Origin of the sequence: Streptomyces sp. KMM 9044 (genome assembly GCF_024701375.2) — a bacterium.
Classification (GTDB): domain Bacteria; phylum Actinomycetota; class Actinomycetes; order Streptomycetales; family Streptomycetaceae; genus Streptomyces.
Genome location: NZ_CP113910.1, coordinates 6299361 through 6322540, shown reverse-complemented (window position 1 = coordinate 6322540; position 23180 = coordinate 6299361). Strand labels below are relative to the sequence as shown.

The following is a 23180-nucleotide window of genomic DNA, read 5'->3' as shown; positions in this document are numbered from 1 at the left end:
CGGATTCCTCCGGTGCCCGCCCCGTGCGGTGTCCGTCGCGCCCGTCCCACGTCGTGCGGCGCTGGGGAACGGCGTTCTGCGTCGCTTGTCAGATCGTGAGCAGTGCCTCCAGCGGCGCGCCGGCCAGAGCCGGTTCCACGCGCGCCCGGCCACCGAGGAAGCCGAGCTCCATCAGCACGGCGAGGCCCACGACCTCGGCGCCCGCCCTGCGGATGAGCTGGACCGACGCCTCGGCGGTGCCGCCGGTGGCGAGCACGTCGTCGATCACCAGGACGCGGTCGGTGGCGTCGAGGTCCTCGGCGTGCACCTCGATCTCGGCGGAGCCGTACTCCAGGTCGTACGCCTGGCTGAGCGTGGCTCCGGGGAGCTTGCCCGCCTTGCGCACGGGGATGAAGCCGAGGCCCGCGCGGACGGCGACCGGGGCACCGAGGATGAAACCGCGGGCCTCCAGGCCGACGACCTTGGTGGCGCCGGTGCGTCCTGCGATCTCCGCGAGGGCGTCACTGAGGGCGCCGAACGCCGCCGGGTCGGCCAGGAGCGGGGTGATGTCCTTGAACATCACGCCCGGCTCCGGGTGGTCCGCCACGTCCCGGATGCGGCTCAGCAGCAGTGCGGGGACATCGGTGAGTTCGGTCATCGGCGCTTTCCCGAAGGTCGGCCGCGGCCACGGGACGCGGACTGGCTGCGGGGGCCGACGACGGCGGCAGCGGCGGCGTCCGGCCCGTCGTCGTGACCGTCGTCGGGCACCCGGGCCTCCCCCGGCTCGTCGTCCGTGCCGGTGCCCTGGGCGCGCTTGGCCAGGACGCGCTTCTTCAGGGACTTCATCGACGGCTCGAGTTCCTTGAGGTCGGCGACGAGCGGGGTGGCGATGAAGATCGACGAGTACGCGCCGGCGGCGAGGCCGACGAACAGGGACAGCGAGATGTCGTTCAGCATGCCGGCGCCGAGGACACCACCACCGATGAACAGCAGGCCCGCCACCGGCAGCAGCGCGACCACCGTGGTGTTGACGGAACGGACCAGGGTGCCGTTGATGGAGCGGTTGGCGATCTCGCTGTAGGTCCAGCGGGACTGTTTGGTGATGTCCTTGGTCTGTTCCTTGAGGCTGTCGAACACCACGACCGTGTCGTAGAGCGAATAGCCGAGGATGGTCAGCAGACCGATCACCGTGCCCGGTGTGACCTCGAAGCCCACGAGGGCGTAGACACCGACGGTGATGGTGATGTCGTGGATCAGCGCGATGAACGCGGCGAGGGCCATGCGCCACTCGAAGGCGATCGCCAGATAGATCACGACCAGGACCAGGAAGATGCCGAGGCCCTGCCACGCCTTGTTGGCGATCTGTTCGCCCCAGCTGGGTCCGACCAGGTCGGCGTTGATCTGCTCCGCCTCGACGCCCAGGTCCTCGGAGAGCGCCGTCTTGATCCTGTCCGAGGTGCTGGTGTCGATGGCCGCGATCTGGATGCGCAGGCTGCCGTCACCGAGCTTCTGGACGATGGCGTCGTGCCCGGAGGCCTCTTCCGCGTACTCCTCGGCCTGGGAGACCGAGGCGCTCATGTTCTTCGGGGTGGTGAAGACCGCCCCGCCCTGGAACTCGATGCCCATGTGCAGGCCGCGCACCGCCAGGCCGACGATGGCCACGACGGTGATCAGGATGGAGACGCCGTACCAGATCTTGCGGTTCTTGATGAAGTCGTAGCCGACCTCACCGTGGTGCAGCCGGGCGCCGAGCTGACCGAGCTTCGACATCTCTCACGCCTCCTTCGTCTGGGCGGGGGCGGAGTGGCGGCGGGTACGGCGGATCGGGGGCTTCGCCCCGAGGGCCTTCGGATCCAGGCCGGACCACTTGTGGCCGCTCGCGAAGAACTTCCGGCGGGCCATCAGCGTCAGCAGCGGCTTGGTGAACAGGAACACCACCACGACGTCGAGCAGCGTGGTCAGGCCGAGTGTGAACGCGAAGCCCTGGACCTTGCCGACGGAGACCACGAAGAGCACCGCGGCGGCGAGGAAGGACACGAAGTCCGAGACCAGGATGGTGCGCCGGGCACGCGGCCAGGCACGCTCCACGGCGGTGCGCAGGACGCGGCCCTCGCGGATCTCGTCCCGCACCCGTTCGAAGTACACGATGAACGAGTCCGCCGTGATGCCGATCGCGACGATGGCGCCGCAGACGGCCGGCAGGTTCAGCGCGAAGCCGATGGTCGGGCCGAGCAGCGCCATGATCACGTAGGTGAGGGAGGCGGACACCAGCAGCGAGACGATGGCGATGAACGACAGGCCGCGGTAGTAGAGCAGCAGGTACAGAACGACCAGGGCGACGCCGATCGCGCCGGCGATCAGGCCGGCCTCGAGCTGTTCTCCGCCGAGCGCGGCGGTGACGGTGGTGACGCTGTCCTCGCGGAACGTCAGCGGCAGGGCGCCGTAGGACAGCATGTTGGCGAGTTCCTCGGACGACTTCTGGGTGAAGTTGCCGGAGATCTCCGCGTTGCCGCCGGTGAGGGCCTGACTGACGTACGGGTCGGAGACGACCTCGTTGTCCAGGACGATGGCGAACTGGTTCTGCGGGGACGGGTTCTGGGCGAGCTGGCCGGTGATGTCGGCGAACTTCTTGCTGCCCTCGTCCGTGAAGTCCATGGTGACGGTCCAGCCGGCACCGGTCTGCGTGTTGAGGATCGCCTGGGCGTCGTCGACGTCCGTGCCGTCGACGGCGGCTGGGCCGAGGACGTACTTCTGCCACTGGCCCTGGGAGTTCTGGCCGCAGGCCACGGTCGAGTCGGTGGCCTTGGCTCCGTCACCGGCGGTGGCGCGGACGCTCGCCTTGGTGCAGTCGAGCGCGGCGTACTGGGCCTGGAGTTCGTTGTCGGCCTCGGCGGCGCCGTCCGTCGCGGGCCCGGAAGGGCTGGCCTCGGCGGAGCCGCCGGCGGTCGTGGACGGGGTGGGGTCGGCCTTCAGGGCCTCGGTGACCGCACGGCCCTGGGTGGTGGCGCTCGCCGAGGGGCTGGTGGAGGCGGACGGGGACCCCTCGTCGGTGGTCTTGTCCGTGGCCTCCCCCTCGCTCGCGCCGTCGGTGGCCTTGTCGCCGTCGGTGTCCTCGGCGCCCTCGGCGGAGGTGTCACCGGTGCCGCTCGGCGTGGGAGCGGCACCGCCCGCGGCGAGCTCGGTGGAGACGACCGGACGGAAGTAGAGCTTGGCGGTGGTGCCGACCTGTTCCCGGGCCTGTTCGGAGTTGGTGCCCTTGGGAATGTTGACGATGATGTTGCGGTCACCCTGCGTCTGGACCTCGGCCTCGGAGACACCGAGGCCGTTGACACGACGCTCCATGATGGAGACCGCGGTCGCCATGTTGGTCGGGTTGATCGCGGATTCCTGACCGGCCTCGGGGACGGCTGCCAGCGTGATGCTGGTGCCGCCGGCGAGGTCGATGCCCAGACGCGGAGTGGTGTGGCCGGAGGCGAACATCCCCCCGGTGAGCGCCACGATGGCGATCAGGATCAGGGCCAGCGAGCGCCACGGTTTGCCTGTGGCGCTCGCGTTGCGTCCCTTTTTGAGTGCTGCCACCTTCTCGTACTCCCTCTCGGGCCGCCTCGCGCCCGGTCGACGGACGGGCGGCCGTGCCATGGTCTCGGGGTGCCGCGCGAGCTGGGCATGTCCCGGGGTGCGCGGGCGGTACGGCCCGCGCACCCCGGGACACGACTACTTCGCCTCGGAACCGCCGTCGGACTTCTTCGCCTGCTCGTCCGTCTTCGTCTTGTCCGCGGTGTCGGCGTCGGCGTCGGCGGGCTCTGCGCCGGCGGTGTCGGCGGGCTCTGCGCCGGCGGTGTCGGCGGGCTCTGCGCCGGCGGTGTCGGCCGCGTCCTTCTTTCCGAAATCGACCGGCGCGTCGTCGGAGGCGGCGGAGGAGGAGTCGTCGTCGGTCTCGGTGAGGGAGGAGGCGTCGTCGGGAACGGCATCGGCGTCGGACTTCAGGTCGTGCTCGATGCCGTGAACGATGCGGTTGTACTCGTCGTCGGTCAGGACGGCGCCGATGGAGTTCTTCGCGAACAGCAGCTCCACGCCGGGACCGGAGTCGAGGAGAACTGTCTCGTCACTGACCTCCTTCACCGTGGCGTACATACCCCCGATCGTGCGGACACCGGAACCCGGCTGCATCTGGTTCCGCATATCGATGGCCTGCTGCTGCTTCTTCTTGGCCGACCGGGTCATCAGGAACATGGCCCCGATGAGCACAATGAACGGGAGGAGGGTCAGGAGACTCACGGGTCGGACTTCCTTCACACGACCGCGATGGTGAACGGCCTGATGGTTGGGGGTATGTGATGCCGCCGACAAGGGTGGCACCGGCGGAGTCTAGGCGAGTTCGCGCGCAGGGAACAACGCTCAGCATGGCACCGGGGTTCCTGGCGTGGCCAGTGCCGTCCGCCTCACGCCCCGAACAGGTCCCGTTGTCCGTTTCCGGCAGCCTGGGAGCCGGGCGGGGCAAGGCCGAGATGCACCCAGGCAGCCGGCGTGGCGACCCGGCCGCGCGGGGTACGGGCGAGCAGCCCCTCCCGTACGAGGAAGGGTTCGGCGACCTCTTCCACGGTCTCCCGCTCCTCCCCCACCGCGACGGCGAGCGTGGACAGGCCGACGGGGCCGCCGCCGAACAGCTTGAGCAGGGCCTCCAGCACCGCCCGGTCGAGCCGGTCGAGGCCGCGGGCGTCGACCTCGTAGACCGCGAGGGCCGCCTCGGCGATCTCCCTGGTGATCCATCCGTCGGCCTTGACCTGCGCGTAGTCGCGGACGCGGCGCAGCAGGCGGTTGGCGATGCGGGGCGTGCCGCGCGAACGGCCGGCGATCTCGGCGGCGCCGTCGGCCTCTATCCCCACGTCCAGGAGGCTCGCCGAGCGGTGGACGACCCGCTCCAGCTCGGTGGGCTCGTAGAACTCCATGTGCGCGGTGAAGCCGAAACGGTCACGCAGCGGGGGTGGCAGCAGGCCCGCCCGGGTGGTGGCGCCGACCAGGGTGAAGGGCGGCAGTTCGAGGGGGATGGCGGTGGCGCCTGGGCCCTTGCCGACGATGACGTCGACGCGGAAGTCCTCCATCGCCATGTAGAGCATCTCCTCGGCGGGCCGGGACATGCGGTGGATCTCGTCGAGGAAGAGGACCTCACCCTCCTGGAGGGAGGAGAGGATCGCGGCGAGGTCGCCGGCGTGCTGGATGGCCGGTCCCGAGGTGATGCGGATGGGGGCTTCCATCTCGGCCGCGATGATCATGGAGAGGGTGGTCTTGCCGAGGCCGGGGCCGCCGGAGAGCAGCACGTGGTCGGCGGTGGCGCCGCGCGCGCGTGCGGCGCGCAGCACGAGGTCGAGCTGCTCGCGGACCTTCTCCTGGCCGATGAACTCGTCCAGGTCCCTGGGGCGCAGGGCGGCCTCGACTGCCTGGTCCTCCCCGTCGGCGACGGATCCCACCAGCCGCTCGGCGGCCGTGGGGTCGGTCGTGTCGTCCCAGTTCACTGAAGTCTCCTAGCCGGGCGGGGCGGCGGGCGGTGCGAGGGATACAGGGCTAGCGGGCGCGGTTCAGGGTCTGCAGGGCCACCCTCAGCAGGGCGCCCACCTGGGGTGTGCCCTCGGCCGCCTCTGCCTGGGGGGTGACGGCGGCGACGGCCTCCTCGGCCTCGCGCGCCGCGTAGCCGAGACCGATCAGGGCGGCGTGCAGCTGGTCGCGCCAGCCCGCGGTGACGGGGCTCGCCGAGACCGCCGCCCCCACCGGTGCGCCGAGGCGGTCCTTCAGCTCCAGGAGCAGCTTCTGGGCGCCCTTCTTGCCGATGCCGGGAACGGCGGTGAGCGCCTTCTCGTCTGCGGTCGCGACCGCGCGGCGCAGCGCGTCCGGGGTGTGCACGGCCAGCATGGCCTGGGCGAGGCGGGGGCCGACACCGCTGGCGGTCTGCAGCAGGACGAAGGTCTGCCTCTCGTCGTCGTCCGCGAAGCCGTAGAGGGTGAGCGAGTCCTCGCGCACGACGAGGGAGGTGGCGAGCCGGGCGGCCTGGCCCACGCGCAGCGTGGACAGCGTGTTCGGCGTGCACTGGACGGCCATGCCGACACCGCCGACCTCGACGACCGCGACGTCGGGTGCGAGTGCGGCGACGGTGCCGCTGACGAAGGCGATCATGCGGTGCGCCCCTTCGATGGGTCGGGCGATGGGCCGGGCAACGGATTCGGTGCTGTGTGTGTTCTCGGGCCGGACGCCCTGGAGACGGCCGTGCGCACGGCGGTGCGTGAGGCGTGCAGGGCGGCGGCCTGCTGGAGCCGGTTCTGCGCAGGGGCCCGCCAGATGTGGCAGATGGCGAGGGCGAGGGCGTCGGCCGCGTCGGCGGGCTTCGGAGGCGCGTCGAGCCGGAGCAGGCGGGTGACCATCGCACCGACCTGGGCCTTGTCCGCACGCCCGGAACCGGTCACGGCCGCCTTGACCTCGCTGGGGGTGTGCAGGGCGACCGGGATCCCGCGGCGGGAGGCGCACAGCAGGGCGACGGCGCTCGCCTGGGCGGTGCCCATCACCGTACGGACGTTGTGCTGGCTGAAGACGCGCTCGACGGTGACGAACTCCGGCCGGTATTCGTCCAGCCACTGCTCGAGGCCCTGCTCGACGGCGACGAGACGGTGCCCGAGGTCGGCGTCGGTGTGCGTGCGCACGACACCCACGCCGAGCATGACCAGCGGCCGCCCTGCGACCCCTTCGACCACCCCGACACCGCACCTCGTCAGTCCCGGGTCCACCCCCAGCACGCGCACCCTGCACCCCTCTTCGCGGCTGACCCGCCGCCGCTCTCGCAGACCTGGTTGATCACCGTCGGGGTTCCTCAATCGATGGTTGCGGTCCGGCGGACGGTGATCCTTGACGTGTGCCAGGCTAACGGCTGCCACGGACAGGAGCGGCGGGCCGGTGAGGACCCGTCCCCCACCGGCCCGCCGGGATCGTCGTGCACGCGGCGGCGCTACGCCTCGACCTTCTCCATGATCTCGTCGCTCACGTCGAAGTTGGCGAAGACGTTCTGCACGTCGTCGCTGTCCTCCAGTACGTCGATGAGCTTGAAGATCTTCTTGGCGCCCTCCTCGTCCAGCTCGACCTGCATGGTCGGGACGAAGTTGGCCTCGGCGGAGTCGTAGTCGATCCCGGCGTCCTGCAGAGCGGTGCGGACCTCGACCAGGTCGGTGGCCTCGCTGAGCACCTCGAAGGACTCACCGAGGTCGTTGACCTCCTCGGCGCCCGCGTCCAGGACGGCGGCGAGGACGTCGTCCTCGGTCAGCCCGCCCTTGGGAACGATGACGACACCCTTGCGGTGGAACAGGTACGACACCGAGCCCGGGTCGGCCATCGAGCCGCCGTTGCGGGTCATCGCGACGCGCACGTCGGAGGCCGCGCGGTTGCGGTTGTCGGTGAGGCACTCGATGAGTACCGCGACGCCGTTGGGACCGTAGCCCTCGTACATGATCGTCTCGTAGTCGGCGCCACCGGCCTCGAGACCTCCGCCGCGCTTGATGGCGGAGTCGATGTTCTTGTTCGGCACCGACTGCTTCTTGGCCTTCTGGACGGCGTCGTAGAGAGTCGGGTTGCCCTCCAGATCGACACCGCCCATTCGCGCGGCGACCTCGATGTTCTTGATCAGCTTCGCGAAGAGTTTGCCGCGCTTGGCGTCGATCACGGCCTTTTTGTGCTTCGTCGTGGCCCATTTAGAGTGGCCGGACATCTGCCTGTCTCCTTCGCGTAACCCATCTCTGCAACGAACGCAGGAATCTTACAAGGGCCCGGTCCGACATTTCCCGTCGTCCGCCCGCCGGGCAGGCAGAGGACGCCGGACCAAGCCCTACCGGGAGCCGGCCGCCCCGTGTCCGCGCGCCATGTCGACGAACAGGCCGTGCACCCGGTGATCGCCTGTCAGTTCCGGGTGGAACGACGTGGCCAGCGCGTTGCCCTGGCGGACGGCGACGATGTGGCCGTCGTGCTCGGCGATCACCTCCGCGCCGGCGCCGACGGACTCGACCCAGGGAGCACGGATGAAGACCCCGTGCACGGGGCCGCCCGTGATGCCCCGGACGTCGACTGCCGCCTCGAAGGACTCGTTCTGCCGTCCGAACGCGTTGCGGCGCACGATCATGTCGATGCCGCCCACGGTCTCCTGGCCGGAGCGCGGGTCGAGGATCTTGCCGGCGAGCAGGATCATTCCGGCGCACGTGCCGTAGACCGGCATGCCGTCGCGCACACGCGCGCGCAGAGGCTCCATCAGGCCGAACAGGACGGCCAGCTTGGAGATGGTGGTGGACTCCCCGCCGGGAAGGACGAGGCCGTCGACCTCCGCGAGTTCCTCCGGGCGCCGCACCGGCCTGGCGACGGCGTCGGCCGCGGCCAGGGCGACGAGATGCTCTCGTACGTCGCCCTGGAGGGCCAGGACACCGATGACGATGTCACTCATGCCCGGGACCTACCAGCCGCGGTTGGCGTAGCGCTCGGCCTCGGGGAGGGTGTCGCAGTTGATGCCGACCATGGCCTCGCCGAGGTTGCGGGACGCCTCCGCGATCACCTCGGGGTCGTCGAAGAAGGTGGTCGCCCTGACGATGGCGGCCGCCCGCTTGGCCGGGTCGCCCGACTTGAAGATGCCGGAGCCGACAAAGACGCCCTCGGCACCGAGCTGACGCATCAGAGCGGCGTCGGCAGGAGTGGCGACACCGCCGGCGGAGAACAGCACGACCGGCAGCTTGCCCAGTTCGGCGACCTCCCTGACCAGTTCGTGGGGGGCGCGCAGTTCCTTGGCGGCGGCGTACAGCTCGTGGTTGTCGAAGCCGCGCAGCCGGGCGATCTCGTTCTTGATCTGACGCAGGTGGCGGACCGCCTCGACGACGTTTCCGGTGCCGGCCTCGCCCTTGGAGCGGATCATCGCGGCGCCCTCGGTGATACGGCGCAGGGCCTCACCGAGGTTGGTGGCACCGCAGACGAAGGGGGTGGTGAACGACCACTTGTCGGAGTGGTTGACCTCGTCGGCGGGGGTGAGGACCTCGGACTCGTCGATGTAGTCGACGCCGAGCGACTGCAGCACCTGCGCCTCGACGAAGTGGCCGATGCGGGACTTGGCCATGACCGGGATGGAGACGGCCTCGATGATTCCCTCGATCATCTCCGGGTCGGACATCCGGGCCACGCCGCCGTCCTTGCGGATGTCGGCGGGGACGCGCTCCAGGGCCATGACGGCGACGGCGCCCGCGTCCTCGGCGATCCTGGCCTGCTCCGGCGTGACGACGTCCATGATCACGCCGCCCTTGAGCTGCTCGGCCATGCCGCGCTTCACGCGGGCGGTGCCGGTCTCGGGACCCTGGTTTTCGGAGAGCGTGCTGGACACGAGTGACCTCACTGACGGCGAAGAGGGGGTTTCTGCAGCACTGAGGAAACGCGAACGCACCAGTCCACAGCAAGAGCCAATGCAGGGGCGGTGGATCCTTTTGGGCGGAGCTCCCGGTCCGGCTCCGGCGCGGGCGTCCGGCGCGGACTCCCGGTGAGTGCTGCCGGTGAGTGCTGCCGGTGAGTGCTGCCGATCAGGTCGCGCGTTCGACCAGGGCGGCCGGAGGTTCGTCGTCCATTTCGAACGCCATCGGGAACGGCGCGTGGCCCGCCAGCCGAAACCAGCGCACCTTGCGGTGCCGGCGCAGGGCGCGTGCGGCCCGTACGGCGTCGTTGTGGAAGCGGCGGGCCATGGGCACCCTGCGGACCGCCTCGGCGAGTTCCAGGGCCGCGTCCTCCCCTCCGGGCGCTTCCCTGACCACGTCCACCTGCTGCGACTCGGCGAATACCGCCCGCAGCGCCTGGCTCAGTTCGCTCTCGGCGACCTCCCGCTGTTCCTCCGCCGTCTGCCGCGCGGCGTGCGCGGCCTCGTAGAGCACGATCGAGGCGGCCGGGTCGAGCACCCCCGACGTGGCCAGTTCCTGGGCCACGGAGGCACGGCGCAGCAACTGCGCGTCCAGTGCGGCACGGGCGGCGTCGATCCGGGCGTGCAGCCGGTCCAGCCGTCCCGCCGTCCAGCTCAGGTAGAGGCCGATCACGACGAGGGCGACAAGGATCCAGATCAGGGTTGCGGTCACGGGCGGCAAGGCTACCGGGGCGCTCCGCCGGGGTTCGCCGGGTATCCGGGCGCGGACGACGGCACCGGTGAAGTGCCGTTCACCGGTGCCGTCTTCGCGGGCTGCGCCGTCAGTCCCGCGCCGGCCCGAAGCGCGACCACAGCCCCGTCGTCCGCTCGTCGGCCGCCACCGCCGCGGCCCCGGCGGTCACCGTCTCGTAGACGGACATGATGTCCGCGCCGACGGTCGACCAGTCGAAACGGCGGACGTGGGCGCTGCCCCGCTCGCACAGCTTCGCGCGCCGTTCCGGGTCCCCCAGGAGGCGTACCGCGGCCTCGGCGAGCCCGTCGGCGTCCTCGTTGGGGAACAGTTCGCCGGCTGCGCCCCGGTCGAGGACCTGGGCGAAGGCGTCCAGGTCGGAGGCGAGTACCGGCGCGCCCGCGGACATCGCCTCGACCAGGATGATGCCGAAGCTCTCGCCGCCGGTGTTGGGTGCCACGTACAGGTCGACGCTGCGCAGGAAGCGGGCCTTGTCCTCGTCGCTGACCACGCCGAGGAACTCGACCCGGGAACGGAGTTCGGCGGGCAGGGTGCGCACCGCCTCCTTCTCGTCGCCGCGTCCCGCGACCAGCAGCCGTGTCTGCGGGCGGGCGGCGAGGATTTTCGGCAGGGCGCGCATCAGCACCGGCAGGCCCTTGCGGGGCTCGTCGATGCGGCCGATGAAGCCGATCGTGCCGCCCTGCCAGTTCGGCTCGGGCTCGGCGCGGGCGAAGAAGTCGACGTCCACTCCGTTCGGGATCACCACGGCGTCGCCGCCGAGGTGTTCGACGAGCGTGCGGCGGGCGTACTCGCTCACCGCGATCCGCGCGCTGATCTTCTCCAGTGCCGCCTGCAGGATGGAGTACGCGGCGACCATGGCCCTGGAGCGCGGGTTGGACGTGTGGAAGGTCGCGACGATGGGCCCCCGGGCCGCCCAGCAGGCCAGCAGGCCGAGCGAGGGGGAGGTCGGCTCGTGGATGTGGATCACGTCGAAGGCGCCCTCGTGCAGCCAGCGCCGCACCCGGGCCGCCGACAGGAAGCCGAAGTTGAGCCGGGCCACCGAGCCGTTGTACGGCACCGGCACCGCGCGGCCGGCCGAGACGACGTACGGCGGCAGCGGGGTGTCCTCGTCGGCCGGGGCGAGGACGGACACCTCGTGACCCTGGCGGATGAAGTACTCGGCCAGGTCCCGGATGTGGAACTGGACGCCGCCCGGCACGTCCCAGGAGTACGGGCAGACGATGCCGATCCTCACGGGGTCCCCTTCCGGGCGTCCTCGTCGGGGTCCCGCGCGGGACCGAGATCCTTGAGCCACAAGCGCTGCAGCATGTGCCAGTCCTCCGGGTGGTCGGCGATGCCCGTGGCGAAGGCGTCGGCCAGCGCCTGTGTCATGACGGACGTCTTCTCGGCCCGCGTACCTGACGTCGGAACCGGGACCGCCGGATGGACCCGGCCCCGCATCACGGGCGAGTCGTCGTACCAGAGCGTCGCCGGCAGCAGCAGCGCCCCTGTGTGCTGGGCGAGCAGGGCGGGGCCGCCCGGCATCCGCGCGGTCTCGCCGAAGAACTCGACCTCCACGCCGGAGGCCGACAGATCGCGGTCGGCGACCAGGCAGACCAGTCCCCCGTCACGCAGCCGTCGGGCCAGCGTGCCGAACGCGCTGCCGCCGCTGTGCGGGAGCACCTCCATGCCGAGGCCCTCACGGTAGGCGACGAACCGGTCGTACAGCGTCTCCGGCTTCAGGCGCTCGGCGACGGTGGTGAACGGGATGCCGAGCCCGGTGGTGGCCCAGGCTCCCGCGAGATCCCAGTTGGCGAGGTGCGGCAGCGCGAGGACGACGCCCTTGCCGGCCGCCATGCCGTCGGTCACGTGGTGGATGTCCTTGATGTCGATGCCGTTCGCGATGTGCTCCGGGCTCCAGGCGGGCAGCCGGAAGGACTCCATCCAGTACCGCAGGTACGAACGCATGCCCGCGCGGGACAGTTCGGCGAGCCGCTCGGGGCTCGCGCCCGGCACCACGCGCGCGTAGTTGCTCTCCAGTCGCAGCACGCCCTGGCCGCGCCGTTTCCAGACGATGTCGGCGATGGTCCGGCCGAGCCGCACGGCGACGGGTTCGGGCAGCTTCTTGACGGTGGCCCAGCCGGCACCGTACAGGGCGTCGCTCAGGCGGTCCCGCACACTCACTTCGCGGCCCCGCTCCCGCGGGCCTCCTGCTCCCCGGCGGCCTCCTGTCCCTGGGCGGCCTCCGCCTCGGCGGACTCCCGGCGCACCGTGACGACCCGCTGGATCAGCGTGATCAGGCTGCCGACGGCGACGATCCACAGGGCGACCGGCAGCAGGTACTGGATGCCGGGCACGCCGAAGGCGTGCAGGCCCGCCAGGCCGGCCGCGACCAGGGAGACGACGAGCCGCTCGGCCCGCTCGATCAGCCCGTTCACGGCCACCGGCAGTCCGATCGACTCGCCGCGCGCCTTGGTGTACGACACCACCTGGCCACTTGCCAGGCAGAAGATCGACACGGCGCACAGGACGAGGTCGTCGCCGCCGCCCGCGTACCACAGGGCGAAGCCGCCGAAGACGGCCCCGTCGGCGACCCGGTCGAGGGTGGAGTCGAGGAAGGCACCCCAGCGGCTGGAGCGGCCCAGCTGGCGGGCCATGTTGCCGTCGACGAGGTCGGAGAACACGAACAGCGTGATGACGACCGTGCCCCAGAAGAACTCGCCCATGGGGTAGAAGACCAGCGCGCCCGCGACCACACCGGCGGTGCCGATGAGCGTGACCGTGTCCGGGCTGACCCCCCGCCGGATGAGAAACGCGGCGAACGGTGTGAGGACACGCGTGAAGAATGCACGCGCGTACTTGTTCAGCATGGCCTTCCCGACGGTCGGTGTGGCCGCGTGGCCCCACTGGCCACCGGCTGGCCCATCGTAGTCACGCGCGCGGACGACCGGCGCCGGGCACCCGAGGATCCGGCACGGGGGACGGCCGGCGTGCGGATCCCCGTCCCGAAGCGGCGCCGGGAGGGGGATCGCGTCCTTCGTATGGACGCACCGTGACGGGAGTGGAAAGCTCGAAGGACCGCGGGCGTCGCCGGAGCCGTCACCGCTCGGGGTGCCCCGGGCCGGCCCCGGGGAGGATTCCGCGAGTCCGCGCCCACAGTGACCTCACCGTGCACGGGAGGCAGGACCATGGGCGACAAGGCACGCACACACCCCGGAGCCGCCGGAAGGGCACAGGCGGCCGACCACCCCGCGTCCGTACGGAACGTGGTGCTGGTCGGCCACTCCGGATCGGGCAAGACGACCTTGGTGGAGGCTCTCGCGCTGACCGCGGGAGCGGTGAACCGGGCGGGCCGGGTGGAGGACGGCGGCACCGTCTCCGACTACGACGACATCGAGCACCGGCAGCAGCGCTCGGTACAGCTCTCCCTGGTGCCCCTCGAATGGGACGGCATCAAGATCAATCTGTTGGACACTCCCGGGTACGCCGACTTCGTCGGTGAGCTCAGGGCCGGTCTGCGAGCGGCGGACGCGGCCCTTTTCGTCGTCTCGGCCTCCGACGGGGTGGACGGTTCGACCCGCATGGTGTGGGACGAGTGCGCGGCCGTGGGCATGCCGCGGGCCATCGTCGTCACGCACCTGGAAGCGGCCCGCGCGGACTTCACCGAGATGACGCGCGTGTGCGCGCAGACGTTCGGCGGGGACGACCCCGATGCCGTGCTGCCGTTGTACCTGCCGCTGCACGGCCCGGAGGGGCCCGACGGACACGCGCCCGTGACGGGTCTGATCGGGCTGCTGACGCAGAAGCTGTTCGACTACTCCTCCGGCGAACGCGAGGAGCACGAGCCCGACCCGGACCGGCTGCCCCTGATCGAGGAGGCCCGCAACCGGCTGATCGAGGGGATCATCGCGGAGAGCGAGGACGAGACCCTCATGGACCGCTACCTCGGCGGCGAGCCGTGCGACGTCGGAACCCTGATCGAGGACCTGGAGAAGGCCGTCGCGCGCGGTGTGTTCTTCCCCGTCCTGGCCGCCGCCCCCGCGGCCGGGGGCGCCCGCCAGGGCCTCGGCACGGTCGAACTGCTCGGGCTGGTCACCGGCGGCTTCCCGACCCCGCTGGAACACAGCGCACCGCGTGTGACCACGGTCGGCGGCGCACCGCGTGAGCTGAAGCCGTGCGACCCCGACGCCCCGTTGGTCGCCGAGGTCGTCAAGACCTCGTCCGACCCGTACGTCGGACGGCTCTCGCTGATCCGGCTGTTCTCCGGCACCCTGCGCGCCGACCAGACGGTGCACGTCTCGGGGCGCGGACTGGCCGACCGGGGCCACGAGGACCACGATGTCGACGAACGGATCGGTGCCCTGTCCACACCGTTCGGCAAGCAGCAGCGCCCGGTGTCCCACGTCATCGCGGGGGATCTCGCGTGCGTGGCGAAGCTGGGCCGCGCGGAGACCGGGGACACCCTGTCCGACAAGGACGACCCCCTCCTGATGGAACCCTGGGAGATGCCCGACCCACTGCTGCCCCTGGCCATCCGGGCGCGCAGCAAGCCGGACGAGGACAAGCTCTCGCAGGGACTGGCCCGCCTCGTCGCGGAGGACCCCACGACGCGCCTGGAGCACAACCAGGACACCCACCAGGTGGTCCTGTGGTGTCTGGGCGAGGCCCACGCGGACGTGGCCCTGGAGCGGCTGCGCGGCCGGTACGGCGTCCAGGTGGACGTCGTGGCCCACCGGGTACCGCTGCGCGAGACGTTCGGCTCCAGGGCCTCGGGGCGCGGACGGCACGTCAAGCAGTCCGGCGGGCACGGGCAGTTCGCCATCTGTGAGATCGACGTGGAGCCGCTCCCGGGCGGTTCGGGCGTCGAGTTCGTGGACAAGGTCGTCGGCGGCGCGGTGCCGCGGCAGTTCGTCCCGTCCGTCGAGAAGGGCGTACGGGCGCAGGCCGCCAGAGGAGTCGCGGCCGGTCACCCGCTGACCGACGTACGGGTGACGCTGCGGGACGGCAAGGCCCACTCGGTGGACTCCTCGGACGCGGCCTTCCAGACGGCCGGCGCGCTGGCGTTGCGGGAGGCGGCTGCGGACGCGCGGATCCATCTCCTGGAGCCGGTGGCCGAGGTGAGCGTGCTGGTCGGTGACGACTACGTGGGCCCGGTGATGAGCGATCTGTCCGGCCGGCGCGGCCGGGTACTCGGCACCGAGCAGTCGCCGGGAGGCCGCACCCTCGTCCGGGCGGAGGTCCCGGAGATGGAGATCGGCCGGTACGGCGTCGCCCTGCGGTCGCTCTCGCACGGCACCGCGCGCTTCAGCCGCCGGTACGTGCGGCACGAGCCGATGCCGGCGCAGGTCGCCGAGCGGGTCCGGGCGGGGGTGCTCAGCGCCTGACGGCAGGTGGCGGACAGCGGGCGGCCGACGGCGGCCGGTGCCTCCTCATGGCCCGGACGAGGCACCGGGAGCCCGCCGGCCGGCTCCTGCAGCCCCGCGGGCGCCCGCGCATCACCGCGCCCGGACACGCACCCGGCAGCCGCGGAATGCGCCCGTGGAGAGGCCGCGCTTCGTACCGGCGGGCGGCTTTCGGCCGTCAACCGACGGACACCGGTGGCTGCGGATACCCTGAAGACCAGTCCAACAGGTGTGCGCGGCAGGGAAGTCGGGAAGGCCGCAGGACGACAGTGGCGGCGATCGGGGGCGGGAATGGCCGTTGAAGGCGGTTACGCGGAGTTCTTCGGTCCGCAGGTGCCGAGCACCGGCGACGACGGGCAGACCCCGACGTTCGCGCTGGCCTCGGCCGCCTACCGGGACAACGAGGCCGACGAGATACTCAAGGCCAACAGCGAGTGGCACAAGTCGTCCGTCGGCGAGCCCCGGATCGCGCTGTTCCGGCCGAATCTGGGCGAGGCGTTCTCCCGGGCGATCATCGACCGGATGCTGGGTTCCGGGCGGGCACCGCTCATCCAGTCCTTCGGCACCCAGCCGCAGGTGGTCGTGGAGCACAGCCTCGCGGCACACCGCATCCGCAGGGAGCGGGACAACTGGCTGAGTGCCGTGATGGTCCTGTGCGGCCTGCTGTTCCTGCCCGGCCTGCTGGTCTGGCTGCTGGTCTTCCAGATCCGCACCACCATCGCCAGGCGCGAGGACAGGCGGGCCGGCGCGCTCGCCACCGTCCTGCTGGTCGCGATAGGACTCCTCGCCGCACTCTTCCTGCTCCGGATGCCCTTCGACGGATTCTGGGGCTGGTACGCGCGTGCCTGTGTCGTCGCCCCGGTGGTCGGCTGGTTCTGGGCCAAGCGGATCTGCGAGCGCACGGCCCATGACCTCAGGGAGCGCTGGAGCAGCCTGCTCTCCGGCGGCAGTGTGGGCGCCAAGGTGCCCGAGGCGGTACCGAGCAGCCCCGGTGAGACGGCCGCCGAGCAGTTGCGTCAGTCGCTGGCCCGGCTCAGCGCCGAGCAGCAGTCCAACTCCGTGTTCTACGCCGGGCCCAAGGGGATACTCGGCATGGGCACGCGCTGGGGCAGCTGGCAGCTCGCCGAGGAGCTGGTCCCGGTCGACCCGGACCGGGAGATCAACCCGTTCCGCAGCTGGGACGTCATCAAGGCCGTTCACGACCGGCTGCGCATGCTGGAGCGCGGCCCGCTGCACACCGGGGGCTTCCCCAAGCCGACGGTGCGGCACTGGATCGTCACCCCCATCGGGGAGAACGCGGGAGCGGTGTCCCGGCCCGACGGCACCGACGTCGAGGCGTACCAGATCAAGTCGCACGCCATACAGGAGATCTGCAACAACCAGCAGTTCGGCGCGGGTGACCGGCACTACCTGGGCGTGCAGTGGACGCTGTGGGACGGTCAGTTGGTCCTCACCATGCTGATCACGGTGACGGTGCTGCACGAGACGCTGCGCATCGAGGTCACCGGTCATGCGTTGGGCCCGGTGCACCCCCTGTTCACGAGCAAGCCGGCGGCCAAGGAGAAGTCGGTCCAGAAGTCGGTCAGGTTCTGGGAGACCAGGACGGTCAAGCTCCCGCTGGTCGACACCGACGAGGTGGTGCGCCTGGCCGCCCGCGCGCCGCTGACCTGGTATCCGCCGCTGCTCTACTGGCTGGGCGGCAAGCTCTCGCTGCCCGAGCCCTTCGGCCTGCGGCACGCCTGGGCGGACAAGCCGTGGCGGCACCGTTTCATGGCCGACGACGCGCTGCGCGCGGCCACGCCGGTCCTGCGGGCGGTGCACTCGGCGGCGATCAAGGTGCTGAAGGAGAACGGCGTGGACACGGAGAAGTTCGGTGCCCGGTCCTCGTCCCTCAGCGGAGCGGTCCAGGACGCGGCTCCCAAGAAGGCCGACGTGTACGACGCGTGAGGGGTGCCCCCGGCCGGGGGCACCCCGCCGCGGCTCAGGAAGGCCAGGCCTCCGCCAGCATCTTGCGGGTGTCACCCAGCAGTTGCGGCAGGACCTTCGTGTGGCCCACCACGGGCATGAAATTGGTGTCGCCGCCCCAGCGGGGTACGACGTGCTGATGCAGGTGCGCGGCGATACCGGCACCCGCGACCGCGCCCTGGTTCATGCCGATGTTGAAGCCGTGCGCACCGGAGGCGGTGCGCAGAGCGCTCATCGCGTGCTTGGTGAACCCGGCGAGCTCCGCCGTCTCCGCCGCCGTCAGATCCGTGTAGTCGGCGACGTGGCGGTACGGCACCACCATGCAGTGACCACCGGTGTAGGGGTAGAGATTGAGCACCGCGTAGACCAGCTCGCCGCGCTGGATGATCAGCCCGTCCTCGTCGGACTTGGCCGGAATGGAGCAGAAGGGACAGCCGTCGTCGGCGCCCGGGCCGCTCGGCTTGTTCTCGCCCTGGATGTAGGCCATCCGGTGGGGCGTCCACAGACGCTGGAACGCGTCCTGCGTGCCCACTCCGATCTGCTGCTCCGGCTCACTCGTCATGCGTGCAGCATATGGCGTCACTGTGGGGGTGCGGCAAAGGCCGCCGGGGGTCCCCCCGAGGGCCGCTCCCCGCCTGCGCGGGGAGCGCTCGCGCCGACGTCACGAGGACGAGGGCTACGACGGGCCATCCCCGCGCCGGCGGCGATCACATCAGACCTGAACCCGACGCTCCCCCACGTCAACGATCTCGGCGATCGCTTCGTCACGGGGAATGCCGTTCTTCTGCGACCCGTCGCGATAGCGGAACGAGACCGTGCCTGCGTTCATGTCGTCGTCGCCGACGATCACCATGAACGGCACCTTCTGCTTCTGGGCGTTTCTGATCTTCTTCTGCATGCGGTCCGAGGAGGAGTCCACCTCGACCCGCAGGCCCTGCTTCTTCGCGTCCGCGGCGAACCTCTCCAGGTACTCCACGTGGGCGTCGCCCACCGGGATACCCACCGCCTGCACCGGCGCCAGCCACACCGGGAAGGCGCCCGCATAGTGCTCGAGGAGCACCGCGAAGAACCGCTCGATGGAGCCGAACAGCGCGCGGTGGATCATGACCGGGCGGGTCTTGGAACCGTCCGCGGCCGTGTACTCCAGGTTGAAGCGCTCCGGCAGATTGAAGTCGAGCTGAATGGTCGACATCTGCCAGGTGCGGCCGATCGCGTCCCGGGTCTGGACGGAGATCTTCGGGCCGTAGAAGGCCGCGCCCCCCGGGTCCGCGACAAGCTCCAGGCCCTGCTTCTCGGCAACCTGGCGCAGCGTCTCGGTCGCCTCCTCCCAGGCCCCGTCGCTGCCGACGAACTTCTCCGGATCCTTGGTGGACAGCTCCAGGTAGAAGTCGGTCAGACCGTAGTCGCGCAGCAGGCCGAGCACGAAGGTGAGCGTCTTGTCGAGTTCGTCCGCCATCTGTTCGCGGCTGCAGTAGATGTGCGCGTCGTCCTGGGTGAATCCGCGGGCGCGAGTCAGACCGTGCACGACACCCGACTTCTCGTAGCGGTAGACCGTGCCGAACTCAAAGAGCCTCAAGGGCAGTTCACGGTACGACCGGCCGCGCGCGTCGAAGATCAGGTTGTGCATCGGGCAGTTCATGGGCTTGAGGTAGTAGTCCACGCCCTCGTCGAGCTGCATGGGCGGGTACATGCCGTCGGCGTACCAGTCCAGGTGGCCCGAGGTCTCGAAGAGCTTCCCCTTCGTCGCGTGCGGGGTGTAGACGAACTCGTAACCGGCCTCCTCGTGCTTGCGCCGCGAGTAGTCCTCCATGACCCGGCGGATGATGCCGCCCTTGGGGTGGAAGACGGCGAGGCCGGAGCCGATCTGCTCCGGGACGGAGAACAGGTCGAGCTCGCTGCCGAGCTTGCGGTGGTCGCGCTTCTCGGCCTCGGCGAGGAACTCCAGGTGCGCCTTCAGCTCGTCCTTGGTCGGCCAGGCGGTGCCGTAGATGCGCTGGAGCATCGGGTTCTTCTCACTGCCGCGCCAGTAGGCGGCGGCGTTACGCATCAGCTTGAACGCCGGGATGTTCCGGGTGGTCGGCAGGTGCGGGCCGCGGCAGAGATCCCGCCAGCACAGCTCGCCGGTCTTGGCGTCGAGGTTGTCGTAGATCGTCAGCTCGCCCGCGCCGACCTCGACGTCCGCGCCGTCGTCGTGCGACGCGGAGCCCTTGAGGCCGATCAGCTCGAGCTTGTACGGCTCGCCGGAGAGCTCCTCACGGGCGGCGTCGTCGGTCACCACGCGGCGCGAGAAGCGCTGGCCGCGCTTCTGGATCTCCTGCATGCGCTTCTCGATGGCCTTGAGATCCTCGGGCGTGAACGGCTTCTCCACGTCGAAGTCGTAGTAGAAGCCGTCCTTGACCGGCGGACCGATGCCCAGCTTGGCCTCGGGGAACAGGTCCTGCACGGCCTGGGCCATGACGTGCGCGGTGGAGTGGCGCAGGATGTCGAGACCGTCCGGGGAGGAGATCTCGACGGCTTCGACGGTGTCGCCGTCCCCGACCTCGTGGGCGAGGTCCTTGAGCTCACCGGCCACGCGCGCGGCGACGACCGAGCGCTCACCGGCGAAGAGGTCGGCGGCCGTGGTGCCCGTCGCCACCACGCGTTCTTCCCGCTCGGAATCGCGTTGGATGATCACACGGACGTCTGACACCGGTCTCTCCTGACTGAAGGCTGGGCTGCGGCGCCATACCTGAGCGCACGCACGGGTGCGATCGTACCGACCCGGACCGGTGCGGGTCGAAATCATTGCCCGCCGCCGTCTCCGCCCCGGTCAGCCGCCGCCCCTCTCCTCGTCGGGGCAGTCGCCGTCGGCGCCGCAGGCCTCGCCGAAGAGGGCTGCGGTTTCCGCGTTCTCCTGGAGTGCCTTCATCAGCCGGTCCCACTCGGCCTCGTCGACCTGCACCGGCGCCGCCCGGCCGACCCCGGTGAGCCGGCGGAAGCCACCCCTGCTCTCCAGCCGGCCGCTCACCCGCACCGGCAGTCCGACCAGGTGGGCGTGGACGGCGACGCGGTAGGCGTCCTCGTCGAGAGTGCCGCGTACGTACCCGAGTTCGGCGCCGGCGAGCACCCGCAGCCGTACGGTGCCCACGTCACACGGTCCCGACCTGCGTATCCGGACCACGGCGCCGGCGATCCGGACCGGTACGGAGGGTTCCGCACACCGGAGGCGGGTGCCCGCCTCACGCAGGACGGTCAGGTCGCCGGGGGAGAACTCGACGGGTTCGGGCGAGGTCGCGCAGCCGTCGGGTACACCGGCCGCAAGAGCCCACGCGACGGCGACGCGGGCTCCCTGTGCGCCCTGGACGAGGGGGACGAGGGCGTCGGTGAGCTCGTGGCTGACGCCCGACTCGACGGCTGCGTCGAAGGCCTCCATGCCGCCGGTGGCCCGCCGGTAGTCGATGGCCTCGCGGGCCGCGTACGGGGCCTGGTGGAGGCGCACGGCGAGGGGGCGGGCGGTGGTGACGGGCGCGAAGGCGGTGAGCCGGTGGCCGCCGTCGGCGGGGCCGGATGCCGTGGTGGCCGACGCGTGCGCGGGTGGCGCGGGCGGCGGCGAGGAGCGTCCGGCGGGCGGCGGTCCGCAGGTGTTCCTCGGCGGCCCAGGCGGTCGCGCCGCCGGGGCCGCCGGATGCGTCGCGCCACCAGCGGATCTCGTCACTGGGCAGGGCGAGGGAGACGAGAACCTCGCGGGCGGCCGGGGTGTCGCTGCGGGACAGCGCGGCGAGCGCCTCGGCGAGCAGGTCGTCGCTGTCGGGGAAGGCGCGGCCCTTTGGGAACAGCAGGCTGGTCCCGGTGCCGGGTCCGGTGCCGGGTCCGGGCGTGGTCCAGCGCCCGTAGCGTCCGGCGGCGCCGCCGCGCCGCTGCCAGCCGTGCCGGTGCAGCAGGGCACCGAGGACGGCGGGGTCGATGCCGGCGGTCTCCGGCGGCCGGCCGTGCCGGGCGTCTTCGGTGGGGTGCGGGCGTTCTCCGGTCGGGCGGTGCGTCACGGTGTTCCTCCCGTCCCGACCCGGGCCATGATCTCGCGCAGTGCCCGGTCGTCGAAGATGCGTGCAGTGGGAATGCGCACGGTGGTGCGGCGCAGTCCGGTGACCGGCTGTCCGGCGAGGTTGATCCAGTAACAGCAGCGCCTCAGGTCGAGCCGGTCGTGTCCGGCGCGCAGCCAGTCGTTCTGCGAGCGAGAGACGAGCGTGACGACGAGCGTCTTGTGCACCGAGACCGGGGTGCGGGCGAGCTTCGTCAGGTGCGCGTTGTCGAGAGTGAAGGAGAAGGAGGGGCCGGGCGGGCGGGGCGGGATCTGGTGGGTGGCCTTCAACTGCACCTTGACGGTGATCTCGTCGTCGACGGTGTGCCCGGGTGCGCTGTGGCTGACGTGCCAGTCGATGCCGTTGTCCGGAAAGGGCCGGGACAGTGAACAGCCCGCCGCGACGGCGACGGCGTGCAGATAGCCGACCTGCAGGGTCTCCATGCAGGCGGTGGTGGCGAGAGAGCCGCGAGGGGGTGCTGTGCACTCGGGCAGGAGCCCGCCCCGTTCGGGCTGCGCGATGGCCACGGCCGACAGCATTCCAGAACAAGTGTGTCCCCGTACCGGGCTGCTGAGCTGCGAAGACCCGTAGTTCTGTTGTCTCCGTCCGGCGTACGGCGCAAACGGCCCGGGTATCACCGGAGCGGGCAGCCGACGAGATGTCGACTGCCAATGGTGAACGAGGGGTTGGTGGGGATGACGTGCTGGTGCGAGGGGCCGCTGGCCGCCTTCGACACGGAGACGACGGGGGTGGACGTGGAGACCGACCGGATCTGTCGGCCGCCGTCGTCGTGCAGGACGCGCCGGGCACCCGGCCTCGGGTCGGCCGCTGGCTGGTGAATCCGGGGGTGCCGGTGCCCGCCACGGCGTCGGAGATGCACAGGCTGACGGATGATCGTTTCGGGCTGCACGGCCGTTGGCCGGCACCGGTGATGTACGAGGTGGCGCAGGAGCTGGCCGAGCAGGCGCGGGCGGGCCGGCCGCTGGTGGTGGTGATGATGATGATGATGATGATGATGATGAACGCGCCGCTCGATCTCACCGTGCTGGAGCGGGAGTTGCGCCGGCATCGGGCGATGCCGCTGAGCCGCTGGTTCGAGCGGGCGCCGCTGCTGGTACTGGATCCGCGGGTCCTCGACAAGCATCTGGACCGCTACCGCAAGGGCCGCCGCACACCCACCGACCTGTGCGCGCACTACGGCGTCGGCCTGGAGGGGGGCGCCCACGACGCGGCGGCGGCACTGGAGGTCACCCGTGCGGTGGGCCGCCGCTCCGCGTCCCGCCTGGAGGGCCTGTCCCCCGGCGAGCTGCACGCCCTGCAGGCGGTGTGGCACGCGGGCCAGGCCCGGGGCCTCCGGGCCTGGTTCGCCCGCAACGGCACCCCGGAGGTGGTCGATCCGGCCTGGCCCCTGCGCCCGAGCCTGCGGGCGGCGGCGTGAGGGAACCGCGCCGGGCAGGTGACGCCGGGGCCTGTGCCACAGGACACGACGCGAAGAAGCCGGTCCGCCTGGGGCGGACCGGCTTTCCCGGTGGGCGATACTGGGTTCGAACCAGTGACCTCTTCGGTGTGAACGAAGCGCTCTCCCACTGAGCTAATCGCCCGGGAACGCGGTGAATGATACAGGGCCGGACGGG

General features: G+C 71.0%; 18 protein-coding genes, 1 tRNA gene and 3 pseudogenes. 3 read left to right on the top strand and 19 right to left on the bottom strand.

From position 1 onward, the window contains the following. Positions 1–88 precede the first annotated feature (88 nt). The 14 genes and pseudogenes from HUV60_RS28565 to pgsA form a co-directional block, all read right to left on the bottom strand. Positions 89–637 (bottom strand): adenine phosphoribosyltransferase, encoded by a 549-nt coding sequence (locus HUV60_RS28565; protein WP_257850049.1) that lies wholly within the window; start codon positions 635–637, stop codon positions 89–91. After that, entirely contained in the window at positions 634–1749 is a 1116-nt protein-coding gene (gene secF, locus HUV60_RS28560; protein WP_257851808.1) for a protein translocase subunit SecF, read from the bottom strand. The genes HUV60_RS28565 and secF overlap by 4 nt, the downstream gene beginning before the upstream one ends. A 3-nt stretch (positions 1750–1752) precedes the next feature. Next, on the bottom strand, positions 1753–3558 hold the full coding sequence (gene secD / locus HUV60_RS28555) for a protein translocase subunit SecD (protein WP_257851809.1): 1806 nt from the start codon (positions 3556–3558) through the stop codon (positions 1753–1755). Between the two features lie 135 nt (positions 3559–3693). Then, positions 3694–4257, bottom strand: coding sequence for a preprotein translocase subunit YajC (yajC, locus tag HUV60_RS28550; RefSeq protein WP_257850047.1), 564 nt, complete (start codon positions 4255–4257; stop codon positions 3694–3696). 164 nt (positions 4258–4421) lie between these two features. Further along, entirely contained in the window at positions 4422–5492 is a 1071-nt protein-coding gene (gene ruvB / locus HUV60_RS28545; protein WP_257850046.1) for a Holliday junction branch migration DNA helicase RuvB, read from the bottom strand. Between the two features lie 49 nt (positions 5493–5541). After that, the gene (ruvA, locus tag HUV60_RS28540; RefSeq protein WP_257850045.1) at positions 5542–6147 is read right to left on the bottom strand and encodes a Holliday junction branch migration protein RuvA; all 606 of its coding nucleotides are present in this window, start codon (positions 6145–6147) and stop codon (positions 5542–5544) included. Continuing rightward, positions 6144–6767, bottom strand: coding sequence for a crossover junction endodeoxyribonuclease RuvC (gene ruvC / locus HUV60_RS28535; protein ID WP_257850044.1), 624 nt, complete (start codon positions 6765–6767; stop codon positions 6144–6146). The genes ruvA and ruvC overlap by 4 nt, the downstream gene beginning before the upstream one ends. Before the next feature lie 203 nt (positions 6768–6970). Next, positions 6971–7723, bottom strand: coding sequence for a YebC/PmpR family DNA-binding transcriptional regulator (locus HUV60_RS28530; protein WP_257850043.1), 753 nt, complete (start codon positions 7721–7723; stop codon positions 6971–6973). A 117-nt stretch (positions 7724–7840) separates the two neighbouring features. Then, entirely contained in the window at positions 7841–8446 is a 606-nt protein-coding gene (gene pdxT / locus HUV60_RS28525; RefSeq protein ID WP_257850042.1) for a pyridoxal 5'-phosphate synthase glutaminase subunit PdxT, read from the bottom strand. Positions 8447–8455: 9 nt separating this feature from the next. Beyond that, the gene (gene pdxS, locus HUV60_RS28520) at positions 8456–9367 is read right to left on the bottom strand and encodes a pyridoxal 5'-phosphate synthase lyase subunit PdxS (protein ID WP_257850041.1); all 912 of its coding nucleotides are present in this window, start codon (positions 9365–9367) and stop codon (positions 8456–8458) included. A 193-nt stretch (positions 9368–9560) separates the two neighbouring features. Beyond that, positions 9561–10103: a hypothetical protein gene (locus tag HUV60_RS28515; protein WP_257850040.1), complete on the bottom strand. Its 543-nt coding sequence runs from the start codon at positions 10101–10103 to the stop codon at positions 9561–9563. A gap of 109 nt (positions 10104–10212) precedes the next feature. Next, a complete protein-coding gene (locus tag HUV60_RS28510) occupies positions 10213–11376 on the bottom strand; it encodes a glycosyltransferase family 4 protein (protein ID WP_257850039.1) in 1164 nt (387 codons plus the stop codon). Continuing rightward, positions 11373–12305 carry a phosphatidylinositol mannoside acyltransferase gene (locus HUV60_RS28505; protein ID WP_257850038.1) on the bottom strand — a complete coding sequence of 311 codons (933 nt, stop codon included), beginning with the start codon at positions 12303–12305 and terminating at the stop codon, positions 11373–11375. Before HUV60_RS28505 ends, HUV60_RS28510 begins: the two co-directional genes overlap by 4 nt. Continuing rightward, positions 12302–13047: pseudogene (pgsA, locus tag HUV60_RS28500) on the bottom strand (phosphatidylinositol phosphate synthase). The gene HUV60_RS28505 and the pseudogene pgsA overlap by 4 nt, the downstream one beginning before the upstream one ends. Before the next feature lie 262 nt (positions 13048–13309). Between pgsA and HUV60_RS28495 the strand changes: the two are divergent. Both HUV60_RS28495 and HUV60_RS28490 read left to right on the top strand, forming a co-directional pair. Next, positions 13310–15505: an elongation factor G-like protein EF-G2 gene (locus tag HUV60_RS28495; RefSeq protein ID WP_257850037.1), complete on the top strand. Its 2196-nt coding sequence runs from the start codon at positions 13310–13312 to the stop codon at positions 15503–15505. A 309-nt stretch (positions 15506–15814) separates the two neighbouring features. Then, positions 15815–17470 (top strand): hypothetical protein, encoded by a 1656-nt coding sequence (locus HUV60_RS28490; RefSeq protein WP_257850036.1) that lies wholly within the window; start codon positions 15815–15817, stop codon positions 17468–17470. Between the two features lie 34 nt (positions 17471–17504). Here HUV60_RS28490 and HUV60_RS28485 read toward each other — a convergent pair whose 3' ends face one another. The 4 genes and pseudogenes from HUV60_RS28485 to HUV60_RS28470 form a co-directional block, all read right to left on the bottom strand. Then, the gene (locus tag HUV60_RS28485; protein ID WP_257850035.1) at positions 17505–18050 is read right to left on the bottom strand and encodes an HIT family protein; all 546 of its coding nucleotides are present in this window, start codon (positions 18048–18050) and stop codon (positions 17505–17507) included. Positions 18051–18200: 150 nt separating this feature from the next. Beyond that, the gene (thrS, locus tag HUV60_RS28480) at positions 18201–20177 is read right to left on the bottom strand and encodes a threonine--tRNA ligase (RefSeq protein ID WP_257850034.1); all 1977 of its coding nucleotides are present in this window, start codon (positions 20175–20177) and stop codon (positions 18201–18203) included. 120 nt (positions 20178–20297) lie between these two features. Then, positions 20298–21510, bottom strand: a pseudogene (locus HUV60_RS28475) (hypothetical protein). Continuing rightward, on the bottom strand, positions 21507–22073 hold the full coding sequence (locus tag HUV60_RS28470) for a DUF4365 domain-containing protein (protein ID WP_257850033.1): 567 nt from the start codon (positions 22071–22073) through the stop codon (positions 21507–21509). Before HUV60_RS28470 ends, HUV60_RS28475 begins: the two are co-directional and overlap by 4 nt. A gap of 168 nt (positions 22074–22241) precedes the next feature. Between HUV60_RS28470 and HUV60_RS28465 the strand changes: the two are divergent. After that, positions 22242–22984 (top strand): annotated as a pseudogene (locus tag HUV60_RS28465) (exonuclease domain-containing protein). A 91-nt stretch (positions 22985–23075) separates the two neighbouring features. Here HUV60_RS28465 and HUV60_RS28460 read toward each other — a convergent pair. Continuing rightward, positions 23076–23147 (bottom strand) — tRNA-Val (locus HUV60_RS28460). Positions 23148–23180 lie beyond the last annotated feature (33 nt).